This is a genomic window from Methanobrevibacter sp., assembly GCF_050872065.1.
Classification (GTDB): Archaea; Methanobacteriota; Methanobacteria; order Methanobacteriales; family Methanobacteriaceae; genus Methanocatella.
Genome location: NZ_JBNMGD010000045.1, coordinates 1 through 11,776, shown reverse-complemented (window position 1 = coordinate 11,776; position 11,776 = coordinate 1). Strand labels below are relative to the sequence as shown.

At 29.3% G+C, this 11,776-nt stretch carries 16 protein-coding genes and 1 tRNA gene; 5 read left to right on the top strand and 12 right to left on the bottom strand.

Features of this window, described 5'->3' with window-relative positions; genetic code table 11:
- Positions 1-117: 117 nt before the first annotated feature.
- Complete coding sequence (locus ACR0P1_RS06610; RefSeq protein ID WP_432645616.1) at positions 118-834, bottom strand: UPF0280 family protein; 717 nt, start codon at positions 832-834, stop codon at positions 118-120.
- 113 nt (positions 835-947) lie between these two features.
- Here ACR0P1_RS06610 and ACR0P1_RS06605 point away from each other — a divergent pair, with 113 nt between their 5' ends.
- The 4 genes from ACR0P1_RS06605 to ACR0P1_RS06590 all read left to right on the top strand — a co-directional run bounded on the left by ACR0P1_RS06605 (position 948) and on the right by ACR0P1_RS06590 (position 4,663).
- Positions 948-2,333 (top strand): 2,3-diphosphoglycerate synthetase, encoded by a 1,386-nt coding sequence (locus ACR0P1_RS06605; RefSeq protein WP_432645615.1) that lies wholly within the window; start codon positions 948-950, stop codon positions 2,331-2,333.
- Positions 2,334-2,403: 70 nt separating this feature from the next.
- Positions 2,404-3,120: a methanogenesis marker protein Mmp4/MtxX gene (gene mtxX, locus ACR0P1_RS06600; RefSeq protein WP_432645614.1), complete on the top strand. Its 717-nt coding sequence runs from the start codon at positions 2,404-2,406 to the stop codon at positions 3,118-3,120.
- 15 nt (positions 3,121-3,135) lie between these two features.
- Positions 3,136-3,900: a polyprenyl diphosphate synthase gene (uppS, locus tag ACR0P1_RS06595; RefSeq protein WP_432645613.1), complete on the top strand. Its 765-nt coding sequence runs from the start codon at positions 3,136-3,138 to the stop codon at positions 3,898-3,900.
- A 1-nt stretch (position 3,901) separates the two neighbouring features.
- Positions 3,902-4,663, top strand: coding sequence for a TatD family hydrolase (locus tag ACR0P1_RS06590; protein WP_432645612.1), 762 nt, complete (start codon positions 3,902-3,904; stop codon positions 4,661-4,663).
- Between the two features lie 6 nt (positions 4,664-4,669).
- Here the strand turns inward: ACR0P1_RS06590 and ACR0P1_RS06585 are convergent, their stop codons facing one another.
- The 3 genes from ACR0P1_RS06585 to ACR0P1_RS06575 form a co-directional block, all read right to left on the bottom strand.
- Positions 4,670-5,038: a hypothetical protein gene (locus ACR0P1_RS06585; protein WP_432645611.1), complete on the bottom strand. Its 369-nt coding sequence runs from the start codon at positions 5,036-5,038 to the stop codon at positions 4,670-4,672.
- A 138-nt stretch (positions 5,039-5,176) separates the two neighbouring features.
- The gene (locus tag ACR0P1_RS06580) at positions 5,177-5,674 is read right to left on the bottom strand and encodes a hypothetical protein (protein WP_432645610.1); all 498 of its coding nucleotides are present in this window, start codon (positions 5,672-5,674) and stop codon (positions 5,177-5,179) included.
- Positions 5,671-6,066 (bottom strand): hypothetical protein, encoded by a 396-nt coding sequence (locus ACR0P1_RS06575; RefSeq protein WP_432645609.1) that lies wholly within the window; start codon positions 6,064-6,066, stop codon positions 5,671-5,673. The genes ACR0P1_RS06580 and ACR0P1_RS06575 overlap by 4 nt, the downstream gene beginning before the upstream one ends.
- A 98-nt stretch (positions 6,067-6,164) precedes the next feature.
- Between ACR0P1_RS06575 and cobM the strand changes: the two genes are divergently transcribed.
- Positions 6,165-6,917, top strand: coding sequence for a precorrin-4 C(11)-methyltransferase (gene cobM, locus ACR0P1_RS06570; protein WP_432645608.1), 753 nt, complete (start codon positions 6,165-6,167; stop codon positions 6,915-6,917).
- Between the two features lie 23 nt (positions 6,918-6,940).
- Here the strand turns inward: cobM and ACR0P1_RS06565 are convergent, their stop codons facing one another.
- The 8 genes from ACR0P1_RS06565 to ACR0P1_RS06530 form a co-directional block, all read right to left on the bottom strand.
- Entirely contained in the window at positions 6,941-7,969 is a 1,029-nt protein-coding gene (locus ACR0P1_RS06565) for an acyltransferase (protein WP_432645607.1), read from the bottom strand.
- A 159-nt stretch (positions 7,970-8,128) separates the two neighbouring features.
- Positions 8,129-8,410 (bottom strand): hypothetical protein, encoded by a 282-nt coding sequence (locus ACR0P1_RS06560; RefSeq protein ID WP_432645606.1) that lies wholly within the window; start codon positions 8,408-8,410, stop codon positions 8,129-8,131.
- Positions 8,376-8,732 carry a GNAT family N-acetyltransferase gene (locus ACR0P1_RS06555; protein ID WP_432645605.1) on the bottom strand — a complete coding sequence of 119 codons (357 nt, stop codon included), beginning with the start codon at positions 8,730-8,732 and terminating at the stop codon, positions 8,376-8,378. The genes ACR0P1_RS06560 and ACR0P1_RS06555 overlap by 35 nt, the downstream gene beginning before the upstream one ends.
- Positions 8,733-8,829: 97 nt before the next feature.
- Positions 8,830-9,774 carry a methionine synthase gene (locus tag ACR0P1_RS06550; protein WP_432645604.1) on the bottom strand — a complete coding sequence of 315 codons (945 nt, stop codon included), beginning with the start codon at positions 9,772-9,774 and terminating at the stop codon, positions 8,830-8,832.
- Positions 9,771-10,085, bottom strand: coding sequence for a DUF1894 domain-containing protein (locus ACR0P1_RS06545; protein WP_432645603.1), 315 nt, complete (start codon positions 10,083-10,085; stop codon positions 9,771-9,773). Before ACR0P1_RS06545 ends, ACR0P1_RS06550 begins: the two co-directional genes overlap by 4 nt.
- On the bottom strand, positions 10,086-10,544 hold the full coding sequence (locus tag ACR0P1_RS06540; protein WP_432645602.1) for a DUF1890 family protein: 459 nt from the start codon (positions 10,542-10,544) through the stop codon (positions 10,086-10,088).
- Positions 10,545-10,557: 13 nt separating this feature from the next.
- Positions 10,558-11,640, bottom strand: coding sequence for a hypothetical protein (locus ACR0P1_RS06535; protein ID WP_432645601.1), 1,083 nt, complete (start codon positions 11,638-11,640; stop codon positions 10,558-10,560).
- 38 nt (positions 11,641-11,678) lie between these two features.
- Positions 11,679-11,751, bottom strand: a tRNA-Ala gene (locus ACR0P1_RS06530).
- Positions 11,752-11,776: the final 25 nt, after the last annotated feature.

Genomic DNA, 11,776 nt, shown 5'->3' with positions numbered 1-11,776 from the left:
TATAAATATTATAAACAAACATGCATTTTATAACATTTTTAAAATAATATTCTAATTTTATAAATCGTTTTAAGTAAGTACTAAAACTAAATAAACTACACAAAGTTATCTAAAATATTAAACAATTTTTACATCAAATTCTCTTGTCTCAACAATTTTTGGTAACTTCCCAATAGTTCCAACATTATTTTCTGAAATTATTAATACACCATCAAAGAACTCTTTATAATTTTCTCCACATTCCAAGCCATTTGAGACCTTATCCTCACTAGTACTACCATTAATTTCATTGGCAATTCTAGTTGCAAGTCCATCAGATATAGCAGAAGACTTTGAAATGACAGTGACACTATCTGATTTACCGAAACTTATAGAATGTCCAATTTTTCCAGATGAAGTGCAAATTCCTAACGGTTTTTTTCTAGGTTTTATTTTAAAAGCAATATTATTCCCTAAAACTTGATTATTAGAATAAATTCCACACAGTACTGATGAATCATTTATAATAGCAATATCTCCACCATTTTCAACAATGGAATACTTTGAATTTTGATTAATTAAATAATCAAGTGACAATTGAGAAATTGCACCTGCAACACAAGCCATTGGTCCAACATCTGCAATATTAGATGCATTTACCATAATTTTTACAATCAACGGAAGATTATCTTCAGATTTAATTGGTTCTAAAGACAATAAAAAGTCTTGATTTTTTAAAATATAATTTTTTAAATCTCTTCTAATGGAAAAAATATATCCTTTTAAATCATGATGCTCACAATCGGTTGTTAATCTAATATGTGTTTCATCTAAATTAATTTCAGAAATGTCCATACAAAATATATTATTCTAGAGTAATATTAAATTTTATGGGGATTTAAAATCTCATATACATATGTACATATAAATTAAACATTTTAAATAGTATTAAATAAATATTAATTTTTATGAAAGCTATTAACAAAATACTGTGTTTGGTTGATGGTGAACACTACTTACCTGTTACTCAACAAGCAATAGATACATTAAACAACTTAGAACACATTGATGTTGCTGGTGCTGTTTTCATTGGAGGAACTGAAAAACTCAGAGATGATTCAGAAGAAACATACTCACAGAAACTAGGAGTTCCAGTCCAATTTGCAAAATACAAAGATATTCCATATGATATCATTGTTGAAATGATTAAACAATATAATATCGATAGTGTTATGGACTTAAGTGATGAACCTATCCTCGATTATCCTAAACGTTTTAAAATAGCTTGTTGCGTACTTAATGAAGGAATAAGTTACGAAGGACCTGATTTTAAATTTGATCCAGTATCACAATATGAAATTATGGAAAAACCATCAATTACAATTCTTGGAACTGGTAAACGTATTGGAAAAACTGCAGTTTCTGGTTTTGTATCTAGATTAATCAATAAACACAATTATGAACCATGTGTAGTAGCTATGGGAAGAGGCGGACCTGCTGAACCTGAAATTGTTCATGGTGAAAAATTAGAAATAACATCTGACTTCCTTTTAAAACAATCCGAAAAAGGAATTCATGCAGCTAGTGATCATTGGGAAGATGCTTTAATGAGTAGAATATTGACCATAGGATGTAGACGTTGTGGTGGCGGAATGGCAGGCGAAGTATTTTTAACCAATATGAAAAAAGGAGCAAAATTAGCCAATGAAGTTGATTCAAAATTAGCTATTTTTGAAGGTAGTGGAGCGGCAATCCCCCCTATTAAAACTGATAAGAAAATAACACTCATTGGTGCAAATCAACCACTTGAAACAATAACCACATATTTTGGACCTTATAGAATAGCTCTAGGAGATTTAATTATTTTGACCATGTGTGAAGAACCAATGGCTTCAAAGGAGAAAATAACTAAAATTGAGGAATTCACACAGGAAATCAATCCAAATGTACCGATTATTTCAACAGTGTTTAGACCTAAACCGTTAGAAGATATTTCTGGTAAAAATGTGCTGTTTGCAACTACTGCACCCGAAAGTATAAAAGATAAACTATCAAATTATTTAGAAGAAAACTATGACTGTAAAATCATTGGTACAACTTCTCATTTATCAAATAGGCCTCTTTTACGAGAAGATATGGAAAAATACATGGATAAAGCTGATGTGATGCTTAGTGAACTTAAAGCAGCTGCTGTTGATGTTGCAACAAAAGATGCAGTGAATGCTGGACTTGATGTTGTCTACTGTGACAATATTCCAATACCCGTTAATGATACATATCCAAATTTATCAAAAAGTGTGCTTGATTTAGTAAATAATGCTATTGACAGTTTCAATAATAAAATGATAAATTAATTACCTATATTAAAAAATTCTAAAATTAAGAAAAATTAATTTATATTAGAAATACTATAACTTTATACTAATGAAAACAATAGCTATTGGTGTTGGAAAAAATGAAAATATAATACAAGCTTGTCATATTTTTAAAGAAAAACACCCAAAAACTAATTTAAAACTAATTTATCGTGATGAAGACTTAGTACATGCAGTTTTAGATAATAAAATACATGGAGTAGTCCGTGGGTCACTTCCAGCTTCTAATATTATGAAAAAATTAAAGGAAATCTACCCAAATATTACTAGAGCAACATATATTAATGGAGACAAATATGAATTTTTATTATCTCCTGTTGGAATTGACGAAGGTAAAAGTGTCGAAGATAAATTGAGCATTGTTAAAAACTGTATTAGTTTTTATAAAAAACTTGGAAAAACACCAAAAATCGCAGTTCTTGCAGAAGGAAGAAAAGACGATTTTGGAAGAGGAGAAGAAGTATCAAAATCTATAACAGACAGTGATAAACTAACAAGACTCATCCAAGAAAATACAAACGAAGAAGTTAAAAATTATTATATCTTAGTTGAAAAAGCAATTAAAGATAATTGTAATATTATTGTTGCTCCAAACGGAAGAGTAGGAAATATCATATTCAGAACATTGGTTTTACTTAATTCCTGGCCAAGTTACGGTGCAATAACTTTTGGAATGGATAAAATATACATCGATACAAGTAGAGACCAAAGTATTGATGGATATGTTCGCAGTTTAACATTAGCAAATACTACGGATGATTTTTAATAAAGAAGGGATAACATGGCAGAGAATATACTCTATAAATTATATGAATGGTATATTTCAAGAGACTTAGTTCCTGAAAAAATGCCAAAACATGTTGCTTTTATTATGGACGGTAATAGGAGATACTCAAAATTACAAGGAAACATAGATGTTATTAAAGGACATGAAATTGGTGTAGATATTTTAGAAAAAGTAATGGACTGGAGTATTGAACTTGGAATAGAAATTATAACTGCTTATGCTTTCTCAACAGAAAATTTTAACAGGCAAAAACACGAAGTAGATGGATTAATGGACTTATTTGTCGTCAACTTCAAAAGATTAGTTAACAATCCAAAAATACATAAAAATGAAGTGAAAGTTAAAGTAGTGGGTAGAACAGAATTACTTCCAGATAATGTGAAAGAAGCAATAAAAGAAGCTGAAGATGCAACAGCACATTACAATAAAAGATTTCTCAATTTAGCTATTGGATATGACGGTCGTTTGGAAATTATTGACTCCTTTAAAAAAATTATCAAAGATGTTCAGGATGGAAAAATAACCATTGATGACGTTGATGAAGAACTTGTAAGTAAAAACCTTTATACTGCTGGGCTTGATGATCCAAACTTAATTATTAGAACCAGTGGAGAAGAAAGATTAAGCGGATTTTTACTCTGGCAATCATCATATTCAGAATTATACTTCTGTGAAACTTTATGGCCTGAACTTAGAAAAGTTGATTTTATAAGGGCAATTAGATCATACCAGGCAAGAGATAGAAGATTCGGTGTATAATATGATTGATACTCATTGCCATATTGATTTTGAAGATTTCGATGACGATAGAGATGAAGTCATCAAAAGAGCCAAAGATAAATTAGATAAAGTAATCGTATCAGGTTACAGTAACCAGAGCAATATTGATGTATTGGAACTTTCAAAAGACAATGAAGGTTTTATTTATCCTACTTTTGGATTTCATCCTGTAAGTTCCCAGAATGCAACCGATGAAGAAATAAAAACCGCTCATAAAAATATTATCAAACATTTGGATGATATTGTAGCTATAGGTGAAGTTGGAATGGACTATTTTTATGTAACAGACAAATCATTACGTGAAAGACAAAAGAAAATATTTACCGGCTTTTTAGAATTAGCTAATGAATACCAAAAACCAATCGTAATGCATGTAAGGGACTGTGAAAAAAAAGCAGTCAACATTATTGATGAATATGAAGACATCCCATATTTTGTTTTCCACTGCTACGGAGGTAGCTTAAAAACTGCAAAAAGAATCATGAACATGGATAATGCATATATGAGTTTTTCCACTATGGTCTGCTACTCAAAACAGCATCAGGATTTAATTGAAAAAATAGATTTAAATTATGTCTTGACTGAAACTGATAGTCCTTATCTAGCAATGACAAAAGAAGATAGAAATGAACCTGCAAATGTTGCAAATGCAGTTCGTAAAATAGCTGAAATTAAAAATATGGATGTTAATACAGTTGATAAGATTACCACCAATAATGCCCTTAAAATTTTTAAAATCTAGTAATGTCTAGTAATGAAAAGTAAAATTTAAATTAATTAACACATCTTTTTCTTCTTTAACAGCTTCAATTTCAAGTTCAAAATCAACAAAATCATCCATAACTAATTTTATTAAATTCCAATCAAGTAATGAATCATTGAAAAATATTGTGAATTGATTTCTATCAATTTTTACTGGTTTTCTACAAAATATCTTAAAAGCATAAAAATATAATTCAATTCTAAAAATTAAATCCTCTTTATCTCCAATTCCATTGATAAAGTATTCTTTTAAATCTTCCTGCAATACCTTACCTTCATCTCCAGTATCAACTCTAAAAGTTTCCATTTCTTTTAAATCTTCAATTAATTGCTTCGTTTCCTCTTCATTATACATAATATCCCAATTTATAATATATTATATTGTTTATAAATATACTTTCACAATTGAAAATAGTTTCTTTAAAGAGTTATCTGTCTGAAATAATATCCTTAATCAATCAGATATTCCACTACCAAATATCCATGTACGCACTTAAACCCATTTAACATTAGCAGTAGTATAAACATAATGAGGTGAAAAAACTGGATTATAAAGCTTATTAGTAGCATCAGTTGAATTAAAACTAATTGCAATAGCTTTTCTTAAATTATAATTCATTCTATCACCAATTGAAACTAATTCTTTATTGGTGAACCTATCAGATGTTTTTGCATAAACCTTAAACTGGATTCGTTTTTTATCATAATTGTTATCATCACCTATTTCAGTATATGAAATATTAATTATCTCAACAGAATAAGGTTCCAATACATTTATTTTTGAATTTAAATAATCTCTGTAAGTATCAGCTGGATAAATTCCACTTGAGGATGTTGCAATTCCTTCGATAACTCCACTACGTGCTGATGCCATTGCAATATCTAATTCATTTTCACCAGCAATAAAGATAACTGAAATCATTAAAACAATGACTAATGTCCCAAATAGGAATAATAACTCTGCTGAAATTTGTCCTTTGTTATCAATCATGTTATCACTATTTTTCCATCATCGGTTTTTGAAATATAATATCCTCTTCCACTAACTAATTTGTATTCTGAATCAATATTTAAAAGAGCAATCATTGTTTCACCTTTCTTATTGTCATAATCTATTGTTAATTTTGACCTATCGACAGTAATTTCAAAATATCCTTTATCCGAAGGTAGTTTAATGTATTTTGAGTAACCAACACCATTTGAATTAACCTGACTGATTACATTAGCAACCCTATCTAATATAAGTCTGTGTGATATGCTTTCTTCAATATTAATACTTGAATCAATAAGTGACGATGAATAGAACAGCAAACTACACGCAATTACAAACATTATAAATGCTGCAAAAATGTATTCAAGTGAAATAAAACCATTATCATCCATATTTTTTAATTATTTTAAATATTAATAAAGTTTGCTCAGATTAAAATTCAATTTTAATACATAATAATTAAATAATATCTGAAATAAAAAGTTAGAACATGAAAGGAAAAGTTATATTCATTGGTGCAGGTCCTGGAGATCCTGACTTAATAACTGTTAAAGGAAGAAATATTATTGAAAAAGCTGATGTAATTATTTATGCAGGTTCTCTTGTAAATCCAGATGTTTTGTCACCTGCTCGTGAAGACTGTGAAATTCACAATAGTGCTTATTTAAATTTAGAAGAAACTGATGCGATTATTACAAAAGCAGTTAATGAAGGAAAATTGGTTGCTCGTGTCCACACAGGAGATCCATCAATTTATGGAGCTATTGGAGAGCAAATTCGTGAGCTTAAAAAACATGACATTGAATATGAAATTATTCCTGGCGTAAGTTCACTATTCGGTACTGCAAGTGTCCTTGAAGCAGAATTAACATTACCTGAGATTTCTCAAAGTGTAATTATTACTCGTCCAGAAGGCAGAACTCCAAAACCTGATGGTGAAAGTTTAGCTAGTTTTTCCAAACATCATGCAACCATGTGCGTTTTTTTAGGTGTCGGTATGATTGATAAAGTGGTTGATGAATTACTTGTAGGTTATGAAAAAACTACTCCAGTTGCAGTTGTCAAAAAAGCAACTTGGCCAGACCAAGAAATAATTAAAGGAACCCTTGAGGATATTGCACAAAAAGTAAAAGATGCTAATATAACAAAGACTGCAATGATTGTAGTGGGGGACGTTTTAAACCCTGGAGATTTTAATGCATCTAAGCTATATGATAAAAATTTTAAACATGAATATAGATAACTTTCTTATTCATCCTTCTTTTTTTAATGAATACCACATATCTTATTGATAATAGGTATTTTATATAAAATCGCAGCAATAATGATTGATCCAATTGATATTAATAAAAACATTGTCGGAATCATACTAAACTGAGTAACAGGCAGGTATTGGATCAATGCATTTACAACAAAACCATGCATCAAGTAAATTGTAAAGCTAAAAATACTTATATAATAAATAATACTACCAACAAATGAATTTTGAACAAATGAATGAACTCTTGACAAAACAAATTTTGGTCTGAATTTAGTTAATTTATCCATATATCTAAAAATTAAAAATAATAGAGCGCACTGGATAATAATTGAATAAGACTCAACATAAAATACATGGCTGAAATTAAAAGCGTAATAACTATTTAAAGCAAGAGAGATAATAAAAAGTACACTACAAAACACAACCATTGGTAGAGAGTATATGTTAAATTCCTTATTTGCTAAATAGTAACCTAATACGGCATAACCAATATACTTTCCAATATTATTAAAAATTAAATTAATATAATAAGTTTCATCAAGTTGCATGTTTGTCAATATAATTAAAAACACCCACATAATCAAGAAATACTCAGCACCTCTCATCCCATATTCCTTAATAAATGAATTAAATATAGGAATGACCAAATAAATGCCTAAAATTGCACATACAAACCATGGAAAACCAAATTGAGTGATTGCTTGAACTAAACCATCATATGTAAATCCTATGAAAACTAAAATTGACAAATAACCAATAATCTGCCAAAATATAGTAGGTATTACTATTCTTGTAACTCTTCTTTTTAAAAAATCAGATAAATTATATTCCTTACCAATCAATAGTGCTCCACTAATCATAAAAAAAAGAACAACACCCATTCTTGCAACGGTAAGATATGAAAGAAGTGTTGGGGAAGTTAAATAATCCATATTAACCGGAAAATTTTGAATTGTATGAGCAAATATCACACATAAAATTGCAATAACTCTTAACTCATCTAAATAAAAAATCCTATTTTCCCTTAAAACCATTATACTCCCAACAAAATAATTAATATATTATATATTATTAGTTCAGACATATATAATATTCCTTAAAATCAATAATGCTCTTTAATCATTTTTTAAGAATGATATTTTGTAAATACCATTATCATCCTCAGGAGATTCATTAATAATAAAATATTTCATTTAGTTATCTAATTGACCATCCAAAACTAATTTTTCTTTATAGTCAAACTGTTTATCAAATTCATCTACATCTTCTTCATTTACTTCAAAAACACTAGGAGTATAGAATATAACCTGATTTTCATTATTTAATTCCTCATCGAATATTTTTATCATGAAAAAAGGATTTTCTTGTGTTGTATCTGCACCATCTAAATAAAAATTGTGTTTTGATGCTATTTTAAAACCAAATCTGGAATAGTAATTTTCATCCCCAATGACAAAAATAAATGGAAATCCCATTTTTTTCAGCTAATTTCAATGTATATTCAATTAATTTATAACCATAACCTTTATTTTGATATTGCCTATCAATAGCTACCGGCCCTAATAATGGAGCAATCATAGAATTATTAAGATTAGCCATAGAATAATTAATATGACCTATTATTTTTCCATCTTCTTCAATAACATAAGCTAAATCTTTTATAAAACAATTATCATTTCTTAAATTATGGACAATAAAGTGTTCAGAAGCACCAGGATGATAAACATTCCAAAATGACTCTCTTATAAGATTTTCAACATCAAAATAATCTTTTTCTTGTTCTAATCTTATTTCCAATATAACACCAAATCTAATAAATTTTATAAACAGTATAGCGTATTCCTATAAAGTGGAACATCATTAAAAATAGTAAAAAATAAATGAAAATTAAAATTTAACTGTATTTATTTTTAATTTCATTCATCAATCTTAATTTTTCAAAAGCAACATCTTCTGAAGCTCTTCTAAGACCACAATCTGGATCTAAAAGTAAATTATCTTTTCCGACAATTTCAATAGCTTTACATACTAATTCATCAACATCGTCAATATCATCCACAGTATTAACTGATGAATCAACACATCCAAATCCTACTTTTTTATTAGTAAGTAATGAAACATTTTCCTCCAAAACTCCAAGGTTTACATTATTTCCTGCAAATTCCATATCCAAAATATCAATATTAAATTTTGCAATATCCTTAAATGAATCAGATAAAATACCACATACATGCATTGCCAAAGGTATGTCCAAACCATCATGAATAATATCAATAGCTTCACGAGCAGTTTGCATATCTACCATTCCAGTAGATAAGAATGGCTCATCAACCTGAATATAAACCGGATCTACTTTTTTAGCTATTGCATCTACTTCTACTTTTAAACTATGTGCCAAATCAATAATAGCATCTTCTTTGTTTTTGTAAAAAGATTCAATTCTTGAAGAGTAAATTATAGTACTAGGCCCTGTAATGATTCCTTTAATTCCTTTACCCTCAGGAATGTTACCACCATAATACTCCTTCATGACTTTTTTTGCATATTGCAAGTCTTTAATAGAAATTTCATGAATAGGATTTCTAATTTTAGAAGAAATTACAGTATTTCCATCTTCAACTTTCATTCCAGGAATATAATTTGTAAAAATAGAAACCATGTCTCCTCTAACTTGACCATCAGAGATTATATCCACTCCAGCATCAAGTTGAGCAATTACACTACTTTTAATAGCTTCCTTAAAAGAATCATATGCTCCTAAAGCACTTAATAATTTATCTTTAAAATTAGGTGAAGAGCTTTTATTAACTGGAAAACTACCTACAACAGTTGATTTCATTTTTTATCACTAGTATCGAGTTTCCTAATTTTTTCAATTTCTTCTTCACTTATTGGAAGTTCAACAACTGAAGTTCCATGACAAGGTTTAGTGTATGGAAGGAATACTGTCCCTTTAGTATGGTCAAATCCAATTGGAATTGGAGGAATACCAATAACTCTAACACCTAAAACTTCATCACCTGGTTTAATATAAACTAAATCATCCGCTTTAAATCTAATAATCATAGCACAATCTTTGAAACCAGCTTTTGATGCATGAATTTCATAATTATCAGATTGTTGAAGATAAGTATCTAAACAAAAAGACATTTATTCAAACTCCTTAATAGCTTTATCAAATTTAACTTTAATTGGTGAAGGATTGTGAAATGCTCTAACAGCAGCGATTGATGCGTTACTTCCACTTTCTTCAATCATATTAACAAATTCTTCTACTTCATCAGCATCTCTTGAGAATACTAAAGCAAGTGATTTTGTATTTAAAATTTGCTCAAATGTTACGAAAAATGAGGCTGCTGCATCTTTATGCACAAATCCAACGAGTAAATCATAATCTCCTTCTTTAATTTCATTTAATAACCTTTCTAAATCTACCAACTCAAGGTTATATAAATTCTCAGGGTCAGATACTTTTACTAATTTAGAAGCTGCAGGATTAGCTGCAATAGTAACATCATAACCCATTTTAGTTAATTTATTAAATACATAAACTGCCATTGGTGTCTGTGCAGGAGTTTCCGGACATCCAAGTAAAATTAAAGCTTTCATTTAATTACCTCCATTATGATCTTGTTTTTAATGAAACTACATTAGCCAATATTAATGCACCCATAAATATGAATGTTAACAAAGCCATACCATTGATTGATCTGTTAAATATAAATAATCCAATTAATGCTTGAGAACAAAAGGCAGCTAATGCACCAGTTAATAGTACTTCTCTTCCTAAGTACTTTTTATTGTTTTTTTCTCTTTTCTCTCTATACATATTCAATACTTTAAATCCAATAATGATTGTTCCAAGTACAAATATAATTAAACCAACAAGTCCTAGTATTCCAAAGTCGAATCCCCATCCAAATATACCTGGAAGCATATAATCTATTGTATCTTTTTGATTTACAAGTACTCCAGAGAACAATGGGAGAGGTAATCCAAAGAATAAAATTAATTGCATTGGTAAAGTAATATAACCCTCAGCAAATGCTATTCCTTCAGCTCCCCAATAAGAAGCATTTGCACTATGTCCTATTAATTGAATGTTGTTCAACACCATTTTAATACTTGACAAGGAGTACTGTTCAATCCTACCTAATCTTAAAAGAGGGGAGAAAATTGTCATACCAGATACACGAGAAAGAACTTCTAGGAAAACAAAACCCGCTCCAGCTACACCAAAAAACATTAAAATTCTTTTCAATGTAAATACAGATTTTTCTCTGAAAGATTTGGAAATCATTAAGTACCCTAAGAATAATCCAAGTAACCATAGAAGTAAAAAAGATCTGTGCATTAATCCACCGAATACTGTAATTCCAGCTAAAAATAAAATTACAAACCTTTTAAGTGGCCTAATATCTACTCCCGATTCAGACATTACTTTTAACGAAGCAAGGGCTGTTACAGCACCAAGCAGAGCTATTGGCCCAAATGGGTGAGTGAATTCTGCTTGACTTGAAGATAACACAAGAAGTAAAATATCCGCACCAAAAAGAACAGTTAAACCACCCATTATGAATAATGATAAAAAGGTCACAATACTAAGTGACAACGGAATCAAGTTAAGACAAAAGACTAATGATACAAATAACATTAATCCAACTTCTAAAATTAATTGTAAATGGTTTTGAGCAATTAACAACATACTTTAATCACAATTCTATTTTATTTTTTAAAATTAAGTGGACTGACCGGGATTTGAACCCGGGGCCTCCGCCATGCCAAGGCGACGATCTACCATCTGAGCTACCAGCCCAATAAATAAATATTATGTATAATAT